The organism is candidate division WOR-3 bacterium (genome assembly GCA_011052815.1).
Classification (GTDB): Bacteria; Hydrothermota; Tepidihabitantia; order SM23-42; family SM23-42; genus DRIG01.
Genome location: DRIG01000061.1, coordinates 1 through 16,983 on the forward strand (window position 1 = coordinate 1; position 16,983 = coordinate 16,983).

Below are 16,983 nucleotides of genomic sequence, written 5' to 3' on the forward strand. Positions count from 1 at the left end.
GCTTCCGGTGGTAAAGTGCGTATGGGTTCAATCACCAAACAAGGCTCAAAATGGTTACGCTGGATCCTGGTCGAATGCGCCTTACATGCGATTAAAAAATCAGATCACTATCATGCCTTATATACACGAGTGGCACAAAAACATGGAAACGGAACGGCCCGGGTTGCGATCGCCCGCAGTATGCTCCGGGCAATCTACGCAATGCTCAAATATAATCGAACTTATCAGGAAAAAAGACTCCGGCCAACGCCCTGGGGTCATAACCATCAAGGTTCCCAGATTTGATTGCGCAACCGGAGTCGTACAACATCCTGTAGCACGAGTACGCATAGGTGACTGACCTGTCTGCTGGAGCACAGGCAGACTCATGGTCCTAAAAGATTATATCAATAAATAACCCGGAGGTCAATATTGACAATTTCAATACAGCTATGCCGAATCAAATTGTTGATTTTTGGTTTTTTAAGGTTATTGGTGGGTTAAATTGTAAGATTTTGCAGGGGATAAACAAAAGGGTAGACGACTCCCTGATATTTTATATACTTATTTTATTTTAAGAGTTATTTGGGGGATAAACCCAGAGCTGAAGGCTTTATCAAGAAGTATCAAAGCGAATCTGGAATCGTTGGGTTCCAGCGGTTTCGATTTCGTGAGGCTCAAAAAGACTGGTTCTTAAATCTTCTAAGAGCCAATGGACAATATTTCGAATACTGCCCAGAAGCTTCTTGAACTCGACTGACAACAGACTGCCTTTTTCAATTAATTGATTGATGATGTGGGCAATCTGCATCAGTAAATAAAAGTTCTTCATAGCCACCAAATTGTGGCAATAGGTGTGCTCTAGGTTATATCCCCCATTCTTTTGTATATTAAATCCTTCGTTTTCAGTTTTCCATCGTAAACGACCTCCTTGATTGACTAAACAAAAGATATTATCTTGACTGACACTCATATTGGTTAACCAAAGATATCGTGTCTTTTTAAGCGTTTTTTTATTGATCGCCAGACATTCCAAGACATTAATGTAATGTCGATCTCTAAACTTATAATTAAGATCCAAAACCCAATGACAAAGCTGATGTTCTCCCTTATAATCAAATTCTTTTGTTTGATCCAACGAACGTTTTTTCAATGATTGATATTCTTGATAGGTCTCGGGTAAAGAACCACGCTTAAAGGTAATCAAACATCGCCAATTATACTGTTCACACAAATCTAAAACCCGTTCATTGGCATACAAAGCATCCAGTAACAGACAAATGCGCAGTTGCGGATAGTTCTTAGCTAATCGTTTCACTAATCGATAAAATGCCTTTAATTCACAATCCTGCCGCCGGGCACCCGGTTGATTCTCAATAAACTCGGTCTCGACACTCAGGGCAAAACCATTAGCCGTTACTAATTTGGCGTCTAATACTTGATGATAATAAATAACTTTGCCCCGCTGTTTCTTGGTTAAACAATACCGACAATGCCGCCGCTTAAAGACTAAATGACCCGTCCCATCAACCGCAATTAAATAATAACCCTCCAGGCGATACTTGGCTAAACACTTACGCCGTAATAACTGATTAATCAGCCAATAACGTACTTGCCTTAAGACCGTTTCGGCAGAACGCATCCAAAAATAAGCTAAGGTATCATTACTTAACATCCTGACCAGCTTCTGTTCGGTAAAAACGGCAAGATTCTTAAGAAACTTCTCGGTATTAAAAGCATAATCAATCTGCCGACGGGATCCCAACTTCAATAAGAATAAAAAAACACCCACCCAAAATTGGGTGGGTAAAGAATAAGTAATCGCATTCTTGCGCCGGGGTTCGGGTAAAGTCCTTAAAAAACTCAGTAAACCAGGAAAAAAATGATGCACGGTTTTATACAAAATCAACTTCATCGCGCCCGCCGCCCAAGATACCGCTTCACACTACTTTTCGTCATCCCCTTTTCTAATTGATTAACTAACGCGATCATCTTTTGATGAATCTTAACCAAGCGGGCACGGGCTTTACGAAAACGTATGTAATTTCCGGTTAATCGCTGATAATCAGCAACTTCAGATGGATGTAAGATTTTTAGACGAGTTTTACCACCCTCGGTCCAATACAACCGCCAGGCAGCATGTAAAGCGCCTTCTCGAACACATTTACAATTAGGTTTGCCACAACGGCTCAAGGTCTGATACACCCCACCCTTGATTAATACCTTATGTGCCAACAAAATACTTAATAACTTTTCCTGCTCCTTAACACACTGACGTAACTTCTGCCGACATTGACTCAAAGTCATAGTTACCTCCTTCTTGATAAGATTATATATATAATATCCAGATTGTCAAGGGAAATGTTAAGTGAGAAAAATTTTCATTCGGCAAAGCTGATTTCAATAGGAGGTTCCCCATAACTCCCTTGACGAACTGAAATTATTTGATAAAATAATAAAGAAGAGGAGGTAAATAATGAAGAAATGTTTCTTACTAACTCTGTTACTGATGTCGTTTGTTCTCGGCTCTAATTTGGGAAAGATTAAGGGCAAAGTCGTCGACGACACAGGCGAACCTTTGATCGGTGTAAATATAATTGTCGAGGGGACAGAATTGGGTGCATCTACTGATGAAGAAGGTGAATATCTGATTCCGTTTGTTCCCGCTGGGATGCATTCAGTGACGGCGTCATATATCGGTTATAATTCCGTCACCAAGAAAGATGTCCTTGTATATACTACCCAGACCTCGGTCGTGAACTTTCAGCTGGCACCGACTGTAATTACGATGGAGACAATCGTCATCAGCGCGGAACGGGATATGGTGATAAAAACCCAGACCCAGACCGAGCGAACCGTCACGGCGAAGGATATCGATATGTTGCCGATCAGCGACATAAACCAGATCATCACACTTCAGGCAGGGGTATCCACAAGTGACCGCGGTACCCATATTCGAGGAGGAAGGGCGACCGAGATTGCTTATTTCGTCGATGGAATATTGACCAAGGCACCCCATTATGGACAGCAGTCGGTCAGGATAAACAAACAGGCTGTCGAGGAGGTGGCGATAACGACCGGTGGTTTTGATGCGGAATATGGTGAAGCGCTGTCCGGTGTGATCAACGTCGTAACCCGTGAGGGCTCGGAGAAATTCGGCGGTCTGTTTCGTTATACCACCGACGAAGTCTTTACGACTGACAAACTGAATTTCGGCTACAATTTTTATGAAATGAGCATGGGCGGCGGACTTCTTGCCAAATCGCGTCTGCGATATTTTCTTTCCGGAGAGGCGATGCTTACGGATGCCTATGAGGCGGCAAAATATAAAGTGCCGTCGGAAAGGACTGATTATAAAGTGCAGGGCAAGCTCTCTTACCGCCTGCCCGGAGCAAGGGGCAAGATAACCTTCACAAATTTTTATTCACGTGAACAGTTTATGCATTATCAGGACATCTGGGGTGACCTCAGTTTCATCTATCATCTGGACCATAATTACGGAGTGCTGCGCAAGAATTATCTGTCGACTGTAACCCTCAACTATATGCCTACCAAAAACACGATGCTGGAAGCGAAATTCGGATACACCAAATATACCCGTTTTCGTGCCGTGCGCGACCTTGAGGCGGAAGTCGCGGCGGATCGACAGTGGTATGAAGATTATATTTTCAAGGCGAATCATTTCCCTGATATAATCCCGACTCTGGAGGAAGATACTTTAAAGAAGAACTATCTTGTGGATTCCATGATGAATTACTACGAAGAGATGAGCAGACGAAATGCAGCCAGTTTGAGGAACAATCCTTATGGTGCAACCGGTTTCTTCTACACGGTCGGAGATCAACGTCTCTGGAGATTTGAATACAACCACGATTATCAAGGAGTCTTTTCGTTTACGAGTTCAATGGGGAAAGTACACGAAGTAAAAACGGGAGTTAATATCATAAAACAGTATGTCGGCTGGTACGACAACAATCTGCCCTGGGCGAGTCTTCCTTTCTGGGATATTTATGAAAAGGATCCATTAAAACTCGCCGCATACGTACAGGATCGTATGGATTTTGAAGGAATAATCGCCCGCGTGGGCATACGTTTTGATTACTTCGACTCCAAGGCAAGCGGTCTGCGGAACCCCTCAGACATAACCGATTCCACCCTGGTGCAATACCCTCCGAAATGGCGCCTCTCCCCTCGTCTCGGTTTCTCGATGCCGATCACGGAAAGATCCAAGTTGAGATTCAACTACGGCCACTTTTTCCAGACCCCGACCGCTCATAATCTTTATCGTTCAACCGAGCCAATGGTTGTCTGGCTTCTTCTCCATCGATTCAACTCGGTTCTGGGTAACCCGGATCTCACAGTGGAAAAGACGATTGCTTATGAAATCGGTTATGAAAACCAGATATCAGACATCTTCGCCTTCGGGTTTATCGCTTATTACAAAGACATCTACGATTTAATCCAGACGAGGAAGGTAATCACTCTTCCCTATCCTTATTATCAGGTCACCAATGTCGATTACGGCAACGTCAAGGGGATCGAGTTTACTTTAAAAAAGAGGTTGTATAATTACTGGAGCTTTGATCTATCGTACACCCTTCAATTCGCCAAAGGAACCGCCTCAGACGCCTGGCAGCATTATTACGACATATACAACAGTAACCAGGGACAGGATCCGATCACCGGAGAATATCGTCTGCCGAGAATCGATTACTGGCTTGATTTTGACGAACGCCACATCGTAAATTCAAATGTCGGTTTTGCTTTTCCTGAGGACTTCTCTTTTATCCCGCTTAAAAACGTCTTTACCGATTTTATTATCTCTTATCACTCGGGATTTCCCTACACTCCCCAGGACTTAAAAGGAAAGGCCCTCGGTGACCAGAATTCCGCCCGGCTGCCCGGGTATATAAATGTCGATGCCAACATAACCAAAGAGATCTCTTTGTTCGGGCTTAAGTTTTCTATCTTCGGACTGTTCTATAATCTATTCAATACCGAACAGATTATCTCGGTCTACAGTGCTACGGGAAAACCCGATGACGACGGCGGTGAGGTAAGTATTCAAATCCAGGACTTTTCCTCCATTTCTATGACGAGTGCTTATTATACTCCCCAGGCAGACTACAATCATGACGGGCTGAATACTCCTGAAGAGCTCTATTCAGAATATATTGCGGCACGCCGTGTTTATTACAATAACCCATTTCACTGGAAACCCGGATTCCGTGCGCGTGTAGGTATTGGGCTGAAGTTTTAAAACAAAAACCCGGCAGCGACCTACTCTCCCATGCCGTCACCAGCACAGTACCATCGGCCCTGATGGGCTTAACTTCTCTGTTCGGAATGGGAAGAGGTGTTTCCCCATCGGTATAGCCACCGGGAATTCTGTTGAGTCATTAAACCGTTCAAAATCGACTTTTGAATGGCTCAATGATCAAATCTTATTAAAAGTTGGCGGAAGGAAATCCAAGTCGCTCGACTGATTAGTACCACTCGGCTCAATGCATTACTGCACTTACACCTGTGGCCTATCAAACCTGTCATCTCCAGGTTGTCTTGTGGCCCAGCACTTCCGAAAAAGTGCCGGGACGGGAGACCTTATCTTAGGGGGGGCTTCCCACTTAGATGCTTTCAGCGGTTATCCCTTCCGGACATAGCTACCGAGCGCTGCTGCTGGCGCAACAACTCGTAAACCAGAGGTCCGTCCATCCTGGTCCTCTCGTACTAAGGACAGCTCCCTTCAAGTCTCCTACGCCCGTGATGGATAGAGTCCGAACTGTCTCACGACGTTCTGAACCCAGCTCACGTACCGCTTTAATGGGCGAACAGACCAACCCTTGGGACCTTGTCCAGCCCCAGGATGCGATGAGCCGACATCGAGGTGCCAAACCGGGCCGTCGATATGAACTCTCGAGCCCGATCAGCCTGTTATCCCCGGAGTACCTTTTATCCGTTGAGTGATGGCCCTTCCACACGGAACCACCAGATCACTAGGCCCGCGTTTCCGCTCTGCTCGGCCCGTCGGCCTCACAGTCAGGCTCCCTTGTGCCCTTGCACTCACTGTCCGATTACCGACCGGACTGAGGGAACCTTTGGGCTCCTCCGTTACATTTTAGGAGGAGACCGCCCCAGTCAAACTGCCCACCTGCCACTGTCTCCGCCGCTCCACACGGCAGATTAGAACCTCTGATAAAGCAAGGGTGGTATTTCACTGACGGCTCCATCCCGGCTGGCGCCGGGATCTCAACGCCTCCCACCTATGCTACACATGCTTTACAAAAATCCAATAGCAAGCTGCAGTAAAGGTTCACGGGGTCTTTTTGTCCTATCACGGGTAGGCGGCATCTTCACCGCCACTTCAATTTCGCCGGGTCCCTCGTTGAGACAGCGCTCTAGTCGTTACACCATTCGTGCAGGACGGAACTTACCCGCCAAGGAATTTCGCTCACATATTCCATAACTTTCGTTATGGTGTGGACCATCTCTTCACTTAATTCCCAGATTTTGTTTAATTTGAAGAAGCCTTTTTCGTTCAGCAGTATTCATTGTCATGGCTGTTTTAATAATCTTTACCAGACCGTCGGTGGTGAGATGTTCTCTTCGCTTCATGCATTGAATAATCCGTCTGAACTTTCTGAAATCAACGTTTTTCTTCGTCTTCAACGGATGCCTCTCAAAGAAGTCGCAAAGAGATTCGAGACAATTGAGTTTCCGAATTCGAAAACACCATCTGTCGCCATGGTTTCGTCGTACTACACCGCATTTGAAAAACGCTTTTAATGCGTAAAGAATTTGTTTATCCCGTTCGTGTTGGACAACTGTAAATTCAGGAAGCACTTGATATCCTGTTGTCATCTCTGGATGTCTGAGAATCGAAACATGGAAACATCCTTCTCCATCAACAAAACCTATAATCCAATCGTCACTGATCTTCATAATACCTCCTAAGGAACTAAATGCTCAGCGTATGGCCTCTGAGGATCTTCTTTTTATAGAATTTCCTGCGGATTATCCAATCCTTGACATTTTTACGGGCTGATGTCTACCAGCTTCGTAGTCAAGGCTCTAAGGATTTTCCCGCATACAGCCGAGTTCAGGCAGCTGTTGCTACCTTAGGACCGTTAGAGTTACGGCCGCCGTTTGCCAGGGCTTCAGTCGGAAGCATGATCCCGGGCTAAACCGAAGTCCATCCCGGGACTAACAACCTTCTTTAACCTTCTGGCACCGGGCAGGTGTCAGTCCCTATACTTTGCCTTACGGCTTAGCAGAGACCTGTGTTTTTGTTAAACAGTCGCTAGAGCCCTTTCACTGCGCCCTGCTATTCATCATAACAGGGACCCCTTCTCCCGAAGTTACGGGGTTAACTTGCCGAGTTCCTTAACGAGGGTTCTCCCGAGCACCTTAGGATATTCACCTCGCCCACGTGTGTCCGTTTCCGGTACGGTCATCCTGATTTCTGACATAGAGGCTTTTCTCGGCTGAATCTCGAAGCGAGTTTGTGACCTTTTGGGTCTCCCCATCACACATCAAGGTTAAGAGACACTGGATTTTCCTGGCATCTCCCTTGAAGTGCTTAGATCCTGTATTCCAACACAGGACTCGCTTCTACCATCAGCGTCCCCCCATAGTTCATAACGAAACCAAGACGGTAGCCGAATATTAACGGCTTTCCCATCGCCTACGCCTTTCGGCCTCAGCTAAGGCACCGACTAACCCTGGGCGGATTAACCTTCCCCAGGAAACCTTGGGCTTACGGTGTCTCGGTTTTTCACCGCGATTATCGCTACTTATGCCGGCATGATCACTTCCATTTCGTCGATTCCGACTCGCGTCGAAACTTCAACCTAACATGGAACGCTCCCCTACCTCCTTACACCTACGAATAGATGTAAGAACCGCAGCTTCGGTGATTGATTTGAGCCCCGGTATATTTTCGGCGCAAAGTGGCTCGGCTGGTGAGCTGTTACGCACTCTTTAAATGATGGCTGCCTCTGAGCCAACATCCCAGGTGTTTAAGTCACTTTACATCCTTTACCACTTAATCAATTCTTAGGGACCTTAGCTGGCGGTCAGGGTTATTCCCCTCTCGGCAATGGAGCTTATCCCCCACTGCCTCATTCCTGGACTTATAAGTAGTAGCATTCGAAGTTTGACTGGATTTGAACCCCGAAGGGTCCTCCTCGGATCAGAGCTCTACCACTACTACTGAACATCCAAGACTGTCCCTAAAGACATTTCGGGGAGAACCAGATATCACCCAGTTTGGTTAGCCTTTCACTCCTACCCACAGTTCATCCGAAGATATTTCAACATCCACCGGTTCGGACCTCCATTCCGTGTCACCGGAATTTCATCCTGACCATGGGTAGCTCACTGGGTTTCGGGTAATATCCCAACCTACTAAGTCGCCCTGTTCAGACTCGGTTTCCCTACGCCTCCTCCTGATACTTTCGTAGCAGGATTAAGCTTGCAGGTCAGGGTAACTCGCCGGCTCATTATGCAAAAGGCACGCAGTCATTCTGATTGCCCCCCGGAATTGCTTCCAGGGGATCAAAACTCCTGCTGATTGTAGACGTATAGTTTCAGGTTCTATTTCACTCCCCGCCAGGGGTTCTTTTCACCTTTCCCTCACGGTACTAGTTCACTATCGGTTATCTGGGAGTATTTAGCCTTACCCAGTGGTTTGGGCAGATTCCCACGAGGTTTCACCTTCCTCGCAGTACTTGGGAATTCAGTCAGTGAAGATCTTGGGAATTTCGTCTACTGGACTATCACCATCTATGGTATCCCTTTCCAGGAGATTTCAACTATTCCAAGATTTTGTAACTTCACAACCCTCAGGGCACTCAGGTTCGACTGAACCCCACTACACCGGCTGTACAACGCTTGCCCGCTTGAACATACAGCTCGGTTTGGGCTGTTCCGATTTCGCTCGCCGCTACTTTCGGAATATCTTTTCCTCAAGGTACTGAGATGTGTCACTTCCCTTGGTTGGCCTCCTCTGCCAGAGACAGAGGATTTCCCGTCTCTCAACGGGAAGGGTTTCCCCATTCGGCAATCGCCGGGTCAAAGGTTGTTCGCACCTATCCGACGCTTAACGCAGCCTACCACGGCCTTCATCGCCTCCAGATACCAAGGCATCCACCATACGTCCTTAGTAACTTGGACCTCAGACCTTCCGCCAACAAATAAGTTTTCAAAGATCGACTATCCTATCAGGATAGAAATTTTAGACCCATATATTATAGTCGCAAATCGACTATTGTCAAGGGTAAAAAAGCATTACAGCTAATTATTATAACCATTTTTTGTTTTTTGTCAAGCTAAAAATAGAGCCTGGCGCCCAGGCCTCCTTCAAAATCAAATTCTGTTCCTGGAATGATGTCGACAACCGGATACAATTCAAGAAAGAAACCGAAGCGGGAGACCAGGTATTCTACCCCACCGCCGAGACGCAAGCCGATTTTAAAATCCGTTTCATTGTCGTCTGTATCATAGATCTTCAATCTGCCGCCTATCCCCAGGTAGGGTACGACGTAATCTAAAGACCTCCCTTCTTCGTCTTTGATGACTCCGGGAAACAAATATTGATAGTCAGCCGTGGCGTGCATTCCAACGGTATGCCAGAAAGACCAGCCGGCGTTTACCTCTATCGCGGATTTATCGAAAAGCAGATATTTACCGGAAAACCCTGTGGGGCTGCCGATGATGATTCCCAAGCCATAACGTTCAGCAAAAAACAACGAAGGAAGGAATAGAAATAACAGTATTACTGTTTTTTTCATAAATCACTCCCAGTTATCTATCCGTAGCGGCATAAGTAGATACATAAGATTTTCTTCGGCTTTCGGTTTGATGATCGCCGCGGTCGTCTGTGACGTTAATTCAAAGATTACATCACCGACGGCGATGTGACGCAGAATCTCAAGAACGAAGTTCGCGTTGAACCACACCCCCAGTTTTTCTCCTTCGTAAACACAGGGGACCTCTTCCCGTGCTTCTCCGATATCCGGAGATGAGGCGGAAAGAAGAATCCCTTTTTCATGAAAATCAAATTTTACATTCTTAATGTGCGGACTTGCAACAAGAGAAACCCGTTTCAGGGCACCGTCGAGAATATCTTTTTCGATTGTGCACTTACCGGTAAACTCTTTCGGAATAACACCTTCATAATTCGGATACGGTCCTTCAATGAGCCTTGCGATGACCGTCGTATCCAGAAACTTTATTCCCATCATACGTTCTTCTGTATATATCTCTATCTTTTCTTCCGGTTTACTGTAATCGATTAAATCAAAGACCTTTGTCGCGATTATCAAATCTCCGGGTGTTCCTTTCTTTTCTTTTCTGCTCATAGCAAGACGTGCTCCGTCGGTTGTGACAATACGAAATTCATTCTTCTTTAACTGAAGAAGCATGCCGTTCATCGGTCTTCGACTCATATCACGTGCAACCATAAATACAGTCGAATTAACCATCTCTTCGATTTCACCAATGTTCAATTCAAACCATTTGTTTTCCGGAAATTTCGGTACCTCGGGAAATTCTTGATAATCGAGTGAGGGAATATTGAAGTTCGCATTTCCCGCGGATATCTTTAACTTCAATTCTTTTAATTTAAAACTGATGTCATCGGTATTCGCCTCCCGGGTTATCTCAAGAATTTTCTTTCCGGGAATCAGAACTTTACCTTCTTCTTTGATTTCAGCCGGAATTATCTTTTTGACGAAAATATCAAGGTCGGTCGCCTGTATCAAAAGTCTGTTATCTTTGGCTTCGATTATAATATTCTGCAGAATCGTATAGGTGCTCTTCGGTGGAATTATCTTTATGACATTTGCCAAAGTCTTTGCAAAAAGTTTTCTATCAATTTTAAATTCCATAATACCTCCTCTTTATTATAACATCAAAGATATATAAAAACCTTTGATGTTGTTGTATCGTGGATATGTTGAAACCCGCAAAAATCTTTTAAAATCAAATAAAAACCGAAACCATTAATGTTCTCTTTTATGTGGAAAGTTCTTGATAACTTGAAAAAATTTTTTATTGAGAAAGTTTTCAACATTTTATCAACCGGTTATCTTACTGGTTATCCTCTCTAAGCGCTGGAAGTATTCAATATTACTCTTTTTTAACTTTTCGATCTTCTCTATCGCATGGATAACCGTTGAGTGGTCTTTCCCGCCGAAAAATTCTCCGATTTCTGTTAGAGAAAGATTGAGCAGGGTCCGTATCAGGTACATTGATGTCTGTCTGGCGAGCGCCAGTTTCTGGGTGCGTTTTTTGCTCTTTAATTCTGCCTCAGAGAATCCGAATTCATCGATAACCGTTTTTAAAATCATCTGCTTTGATATTTTACAGCGTGAACCGAGCAGGTCTTTCAGCACTTCTTCAGCAAGTTGCTCAGTAACCTCCTGGCCGGATAAGGAAGATAGTGCCAGAAGGCGGATAAGACAGCCCTCCAGTTCTCTGATATTGGACTTCACTCGAGAAGCGATATAATAAGCGACGTTCGGCGGCAGTTTTATGTTGTCGGTTTCTGCCTTCTTTTGTAAAATGGCGATTCTGGTTTCCAGGTCAGGCGGCTGGAGATCGACGACCAGTCCTCCCTGGAAACGAGAGGTCAGACGTTCTTCAAGGGTTAAAATTTCTTTCGGTGGTCGATCCGAGGTGATGACGACCTGTTTGCCCTGGGAATACAGATAATTGAAGGTGTGAAAGATCTCTTCTTGTAAACGTTCTTTTCCATAGAGAAACTGAATGTCGTCTATCAGGAGAACATCCTTGGTGCGGTATTTCCTTTTGTATTCCATTTGCTGATTCCTCTGTATCGCTTCAATCAATTCAGTCATTATGTTCTCCGCCTGGGTATAATAGACCTTCAGGTTCTTGTGTCGGTAGATGAAGTTGCCTATCGCCTGCATCAAGTGGGTCTTTCCCAGGCCAACACCGCCGTAGAGAAAGAGAGGATTATACGCTTCTCCCGGCGCCTCGGCGACAGCCAGTGCCGCGGCATGAGCAAATTCGTTGTTCTTTCCCACCACAAAACTTTCGAAGGAGAAACGTTCTTGAAGCCGGGTTCCATTGTGGGAAAGAATGATTCTTTTCTTCTTTATTCTCGGTCGATCTCCCTGTTGTTTCAACGCCTTGAAAGCAAGCCTCAGTTTATTACCGTTAAGCTGTTGCACCGCTTCCTCGAGGATGTTGTAATAATGTTCTTGGATCCAATCGATAAAGAAGCCGTTGGGAAACTCAACAAGCAAAACATCGTCTTTCAACTCTACACCCTGGCTGCTGCGGAACCAGGTGTTGAAAGACTGATTGTTTATTCTTTCTTTTATATAACTTAAGATATTTTCCCAGGTTTTTTTGGCTTTTTCATTCATAATTTATTTTTCCACACTAATCCACAATGTTATCCACACCCCAAAAGGACAAAACTCTCGATTTTTAAAAACATTTTTTCGACACCCAATTTTTTTGTGAAAACAGAAACTAAACAGGTTCTAAGTTTAATCAAAAAAACTAAAAAGTCAAGCAAAAATTAAAAATCAACCAGATTTTTTTGGCACAAAAATTGCAATACCTTAAAACGGATTATAAGATATTGACTTTATCTTATTCTTTTATTATAATTTTACCATGATAGTACTATTTTTTCTGAGTACGCTGGTTTTTCAAAAAGGAGATACTCTTTTCTTTGGAGAAAAAGACAGTGTTTTTGATAAACTTGTTCTTTTTAAGACGGAAACAGAAGAAGATTCACTCCCTGTGGTTCTGGTGAAAAAAGCCAAGGTCTCTGACGATCACAGCATCTTTCTTCTTTTCGAAGAAAGGTACGATCAGAAAAACGATAAACTTGACTCGAAGATAACTTTTTATACCGCGGAAAAAAAGGTGCTCTGGTGCGAAGCCAGGAAAAATAAACGAAAAATTTCTTATGACCTTTCAAATATCCACGACAGCCTTTTCATCATTATTGAGACGGACATCAACGGCAGAACCCCTGAGTTATATATTATAAAAGACGGCAGAAAAGAGACTATTATAAAGAAAGGAACCTGGATGAGGATAGTAAACTATGCCCTTTCCGACAACAATCGGTTTCTGCTTCTTCATACCCTCAGGCAGATAAGAAAGAAGGCGTGGGACCATATTTGTTTTATCGACTTAAAGACACGGGAAACCTGGGAATACCTTTTCCCAATATGTCTTTCCTGTAAACGGACAAAAATTTTTTTAAATATCGACAACGACGGGCGATCCGAGATTGTATATAAAGGAGAACACCGAATTTTTTCAAGAGAAGGACAAATGGTAGACCTTTTTATAAAACCGGAGTAAAACAGACCGCATCAGGGTCGCAGCCGCAGGTGTTCGTTGACTTTTTCTCAAATGATGATATAATACAGTGATGATATTACTCCTTCTGATCTTTCTTCTCTTTAACTGGGGATGTGGTCCTTGCTGCTGCGTCGGCGGCGTGCAGACGACCGGCTATGTCCAGTACGGCCTGGCATCTTATTATGGTGATGAGTTCCACGGCAGAAAGACGGCATCGGGTGAGACCTTTAATAAATGGGCATATACCTGCGCCCACAAAAAACTGCCTTTCGGTACCAGGGTGAAGGTTACGAACCTGAAGAATAAAAAGACCGTAATCGTGAGGGTCAATGACCGGGGTCCTTTTGTAAAAGGAAGAATAATCGACCTCTCTTACGCTGCCGCCAAGAAGATAGATTTGGTAAAATACGGCGTTGTTAAAGTAAAGATCGAGGTGGTGAAATGATTTCACTGAAAGCCTGGGCAAAGGTTAACATCGGATTAAAAATTCTGGGAAAACGGGAGGATGGTTTTCATAATATTGAAACAACGATGACGACCATAAACTTAGCGGATATTATTCAATTTGAAAAAACTGAAGCAGGGATCTCGCTCGACGCTCCATCCCTGGATCTTCCCGTGGCGGAAAATCTATGCTATCGGGCGGCAAAGCTGTTTTTCAAGCGATTTGAAATAAAGCAGGGCGTTCACATGAAGTTGATAAAAAACATTCCTGTCGGCGGCGGCTTGGGAGGCGGTTCTTCAGACGCAGCGTGTGTGCTTAAAGGGCTGGCTCAACTTTTTGGCTTGTCTGCGTCGTATGAGGAGTTGTTTGTCCTGAGCAAAGAGCTTGGTTCAGATGTTCCGTTCTTTCTTAAAGGAGGGGCTGCGTATGTGCGCGGCAGGGGTGATGAATTGAAATATTTCAAGCTTCCGAGAATGTCGCTGGTTATCTATTATCCCGGTTATCCGATCTCTACGAAATGGGCGTATGAAGAGTATGATAGAATGGCATTGACACCACAGCCGGAAATGAATAGAATTATTGAAGAGCCTGAACAGAAGAAAAAAAAGAAGAGGATAGATTTTAAAATACAGAATGATTTTGAAAAGGTTGTTTTTAATAAACATCCGGATTTGCTGGATATAAAAGCTCAACTCCTTGCCGCCGGAGCCTTTCTGATCTCTCTGTCAGGAAGCGGTTCTTGTCTTTTTACGGTTGTGGACGAGGGTATAAGAAAAAAAGTGATTAAATTTCTGGATGGAATCGGTGCCAAGTACTTTGAAGTTAAAACAATAGATTTTTGATTGGGGCGTCGTCTAAAGGTAGGACACAGGCTTTTGGAGCCTGCCGTGGGGGTTCGATTCCTCCCGCCCCAGCCAGTGTGCGGAAAAGAAAGACGATCTGCCCAAAGGGGGCTTAATGAGAGAGATAAAACTGTTTGCGGGAAGCGCGAGCCAGGAATTGACTGATGATATTTCAAGGCAGATAGATGTTCCTGTGAGTAAATCCACGGTTCGGCGCTTTGCCGACGGTGAGCTGAAAATCAAAATAGAGGAAAACATTAGAGGCAGGGATGTCTTCGTTGTTCAGTCAACCTATGCTCCTGCTGATAATCTTCTGGAATTATTGTTGTTTCTTGACGCCGCAAAGAGGGCTTCAGCGGACAGAATTACAGCGGTCATTCCCTATTTCGGCTATGCAAGACAGGACCGGAAGGACGAACCAAGGGTGCCGATATCTGCAAAGGTGATTGCGAATCTTCTGACAGTCAGCGGAGCCGATCGAATTCTGACCATGGACCTGCACGCCGAGCAGATACAGGGCTTTTTTGATATTCCGGTGGACCATTTATATGCGGCGCCGGTCTTTATAGAGTATTATCAAAAATTTGATTTGAAAAATTTTGTTATTGTTTCTCCTGATGCCGGGCGGGTGAACCGGGTTCGGGCTTTTGCCCGTCGTCTGAGTAAAGACCTGCCAATCGCCATCGTTGATAAACGACGTATCGGGCCGAATCAGTCTCTGGTTGCGAACGTAATCGGAGACGTCAAGGGCAAAACAGCGATAATCTATGATGATATGATTGATACCGGTGGAACCATGGTCGATGGAGCGAAGGCGATTCTGGACAAAGGAGCAAAAGAGATATTTGCATGTGTGGTTCATCCTCTGCTTTCGAGGAACGCCACGGAGCGGGTGCAAAAATCCTGCATAAAGGAGTTGATCGTAACAGACACGATTCCTCTTTCTTCCTCAAAAAGAGGAGAGAAGATAAAAGTTTTGTCTGTCGCAGGACTCCTGGGAGAAGCAATTAAACGAATTCATCAAGCTGAATCCATAAGCTCTTTATTCAAGGAGGTTGAAGAATGATAGTTAATTTACAGGCAACACCTTATACGGCAGAGAAAAAAGGTGATGTCAAAAGAATGAGAAAAGACGGAAAACTTCCGGCTGTTCTTTACGGACACAAAGAAAAGACTCAGACAATCTACATTGAAAAGAACGAGTTTAAAAAAGTCCTTGATGCCTTACGAAAAGAGGCTGTGACCGTTAATCTGTCGATAAAGGACAAAGAATATCTTTGCGTCATCAAGGCGATTCAACACAATCCCATCACAGACGAGCTGCTCCATATTGATTTTCAACACATCCACAAGAGCGAGAAGATAAAGGCATTGATTCCTATTCACATTATCGGCGAGGCTCCCGGTGTAAAACAGGGAGGGATTCTGGATCAACACCTTCATGAGGTTGTCGTCAAATGTCTTCCTGCAGACATGCCTTCGCATATTGACGTCGATGTCTCCAATCTGGAACTCGGTCAGACAATCCATCTTTCTGACGTAGAATTACCCAGGGTTGAATATGAATTGTCGTCGGAAACTCCGATTGTCTCCATCCTTGTACCGCGTGCCGTTGCAGCAGAGGCGAAACCAGCGGCTGAAAAAGAAGAGGTGGCAGAAGAGAAAAAAGAAGGAGAAGAGGTAAAAGAAGAAGCAAAAGAAGCGGAAAAAACTGAAGAATCCGAGCAGAAAAAAGAGAAGAAAGAATAATGATTCTCTTCGGGCTCGGCAATCCGGGGTTAAGGTACCGCTCGACCCGACACAATGCCGGCTATCTTTTTCTTGATCTTTTTGCAAAAGAGCACCGAAAGAGATTCCGCACCCTGCAGGGATACCGGCTTACAAAGGTTGTTGTCAACGGGCAGAAAGTAGAACTCATTAAACCCCTATGCTGGATGAATGATTCCGGTATTGCGGTCGCCGCAATTCTGGAGAAAAGAGACGAAGATTTTTTGGTTGTGGTGGACGACATCGCTCTTCCTCTCGGTAGAATCAGATTAAGAGCCAAGGGAAGCGACGGTGGGCACCTGGGTCTTCGCTCGATCATCAATATCCTCGGTTATTCAGATTTTCCTCGCTTACGGATCGGCGTGGGTTATAACGATGAAACCTTCGACGTCGCCTCGTATGTACTCAGTCCTTTTTCCCGTTCTGAAAAGAAGTTGTTACGGGCGGTGATGAAACAGGGAATTAAGGGTCTCAAAATGATATTTACAGACGGCTTTCTTAAAGCTCAGAACTATATAAATTCTGTGGATCTGACAGAAAAAGGGTCCTTGGAATGAATCCGCCGTCAAAGGAAAATTTCTGTACAGGAAGACAAACATT

13 protein-coding genes, 1 tRNA gene and 2 rRNA genes are annotated in these 16,983 nt (G+C 44.6%); 9 read left to right on the top strand and 7 right to left on the bottom strand.

Annotated features, from left to right (window positions below; translation table 11 throughout):
- A partial coding sequence (locus ENI34_05480; protein HEC78581.1) for a hypothetical protein occupies positions 1–285 on the top strand: 285 nt, incomplete at its 5' end.
- Between the two features lie 310 nt (positions 286–595).
- Here ENI34_05480 and ENI34_05485 read toward each other — a convergent pair.
- Entirely contained in the window at positions 596–1,894 is a 1,299-nt protein-coding gene (locus tag ENI34_05485; GenBank protein HEC78582.1) for a hypothetical protein, read from the bottom strand.
- A complete protein-coding gene (locus tag ENI34_05490) occupies positions 1,891–2,286 on the bottom strand; it encodes a hypothetical protein (GenBank protein ID HEC78583.1) in 396 nt (131 codons plus the stop codon). The genes ENI34_05485 and ENI34_05490 overlap by 4 nt, the downstream gene beginning before the upstream one ends.
- A 169-nt stretch (positions 2,287–2,455) precedes the next feature.
- Between ENI34_05490 and ENI34_05495 the strand changes: the two genes are divergently transcribed.
- A complete protein-coding gene (locus ENI34_05495) occupies positions 2,456–5,239 on the top strand; it encodes a TonB-dependent receptor (GenBank protein HEC78584.1) in 2,784 nt (927 codons plus the stop codon).
- 7 nt (positions 5,240–5,246) lie between these two features.
- Here the strand turns inward: ENI34_05495 and rrf are convergent.
- From rrf to dnaA, 5 genes are all read right to left on the bottom strand, one after another.
- Positions 5,247–5,363 (bottom strand): 5S ribosomal RNA (gene rrf, locus ENI34_05500).
- Between the two features lie 80 nt (positions 5,364–5,443).
- Positions 5,444–9,148 (bottom strand): 23S ribosomal RNA (locus ENI34_05505).
- Between the two features lie 157 nt (positions 9,149–9,305).
- Positions 9,306–9,767 carry a hypothetical protein gene (locus tag ENI34_05510; GenBank protein ID HEC78585.1) on the bottom strand — a complete coding sequence of 154 codons (462 nt, stop codon included), beginning with the start codon at positions 9,765–9,767 and terminating at the stop codon, positions 9,306–9,308.
- Between the two features lie 3 nt (positions 9,768–9,770).
- Positions 9,771–10,865, bottom strand: coding sequence for a DNA polymerase III subunit beta (gene dnaN / locus ENI34_05515; GenBank protein ID HEC78586.1), 1,095 nt, complete (start codon positions 10,863–10,865; stop codon positions 9,771–9,773).
- A 189-nt stretch (positions 10,866–11,054) separates the two neighbouring features.
- Positions 11,055–12,371, bottom strand: coding sequence for a chromosomal replication initiator protein DnaA (gene dnaA, locus ENI34_05520; GenBank protein ID HEC78587.1), 1,317 nt, complete (start codon positions 12,369–12,371; stop codon positions 11,055–11,057).
- Between the two features lie 256 nt (positions 12,372–12,627).
- On the opposite strand from dnaA, the gene ENI34_05525 reads away from it, so the two are divergent.
- From ENI34_05525 to ENI34_05555, 7 genes are all read left to right on the top strand, one after another.
- Positions 12,628–13,329 carry a hypothetical protein gene (locus ENI34_05525; protein ID HEC78588.1) on the top strand — a complete coding sequence of 234 codons (702 nt, stop codon included), beginning with the start codon at positions 12,628–12,630 and terminating at the stop codon, positions 13,327–13,329.
- Positions 13,330–13,399: 70 nt separating this feature from the next.
- Positions 13,400–13,774, top strand: coding sequence for a septal ring lytic transglycosylase RlpA family protein (locus ENI34_05530; GenBank protein ID HEC78589.1), 375 nt, complete (start codon positions 13,400–13,402; stop codon positions 13,772–13,774).
- Entirely contained in the window at positions 13,771–14,616 is an 846-nt protein-coding gene (ispE, locus tag ENI34_05535; GenBank protein HEC78590.1) for a 4-(cytidine 5'-diphospho)-2-C-methyl-D-erythritol kinase, read from the top strand. Before ENI34_05530 ends, ispE begins: the two co-directional genes overlap by 4 nt.
- Before the next feature lies 1 nt (position 14,617).
- Positions 14,618–14,691: transfer RNA gene (locus ENI34_05540), tRNA-Gln, on the top strand.
- Between the two features lie 40 nt (positions 14,692–14,731).
- Entirely contained in the window at positions 14,732–15,682 is a 951-nt protein-coding gene (locus tag ENI34_05545) for a ribose-phosphate pyrophosphokinase (protein HEC78591.1), read from the top strand.
- Positions 15,679–16,365: a 50S ribosomal protein L25 gene (locus ENI34_05550; protein HEC78592.1), complete on the top strand. Its 687-nt coding sequence runs from the start codon at positions 15,679–15,681 to the stop codon at positions 16,363–16,365. The genes ENI34_05545 and ENI34_05550 overlap by 4 nt, the downstream gene beginning before the upstream one ends.
- Positions 16,365–16,940, top strand: coding sequence for an aminoacyl-tRNA hydrolase (locus tag ENI34_05555; GenBank protein ID HEC78593.1), 576 nt, complete (start codon positions 16,365–16,367; stop codon positions 16,938–16,940). The genes ENI34_05550 and ENI34_05555 overlap by 1 nt, the downstream gene beginning before the upstream one ends.
- Positions 16,941–16,983: the final 43 nt, after the last annotated feature.

What these genes read in the sequence shown, in the direction of transcription:
- ENI34_05495 (HEC78584.1), top strand. Translation starts at nt 2,456, where the DNA reads ATGAAGAAATGTTTCTTACTAACTCTGTTACTGATGTCGTTTGTTCTC.
- ENI34_05550 (HEC78592.1), top strand. Translation starts at nt 15,679, where the DNA reads ATGATAGTTAATTTACAGGCAACACCTTATACGGCAGAGAAAAAAGGT.
- ENI34_05545 (HEC78591.1), top strand. Translation starts at nt 14,732, where the DNA reads ATGAGAGAGATAAAACTGTTTGCGGGAAGCGCGAGCCAGGAATTGACT.
- ENI34_05490 (HEC78583.1), bottom strand. Translation starts at nt 2,286, where the DNA reads ATGACTTTGAGTCAATGTCGGCAGAAGTTACGTCAGTGTGTTAAGGAG.
- ENI34_05510 (HEC78585.1), bottom strand. Translation starts at nt 9,767, where the DNA reads ATGAAAAAAACAGTAATACTGTTATTTCTATTCCTTCCTTCGTTGTTT.
- ENI34_05555 (HEC78593.1), top strand. Translation starts at nt 16,365, where the DNA reads ATGATTCTCTTCGGGCTCGGCAATCCGGGGTTAAGGTACCGCTCGACC.
- ENI34_05485 (HEC78582.1), bottom strand. Translation starts at nt 1,894, where the DNA reads ATGAAGTTGATTTTGTATAAAACCGTGCATCATTTTTTTCCTGGTTTA.
- ENI34_05525 (HEC78588.1), top strand. Translation starts at nt 12,628, where the DNA reads ATGATAGTACTATTTTTTCTGAGTACGCTGGTTTTTCAAAAAGGAGAT.
- ispE (HEC78590.1), top strand. Translation starts at nt 13,771, where the DNA reads ATGATTTCACTGAAAGCCTGGGCAAAGGTTAACATCGGATTAAAAATT.
- dnaA (HEC78587.1), bottom strand. Translation starts at nt 12,371, where the DNA reads ATGAATGAAAAAGCCAAAAAAACCTGGGAAAATATCTTAAGTTATATA.
- ENI34_05530 (HEC78589.1), top strand. Translation starts at nt 13,400, where the DNA reads ATGATATTACTCCTTCTGATCTTTCTTCTCTTTAACTGGGGATGTGGT.
- dnaN (HEC78586.1), bottom strand. Translation starts at nt 10,865, where the DNA reads ATGGAATTTAAAATTGATAGAAAACTTTTTGCAAAGACTTTGGCAAAT.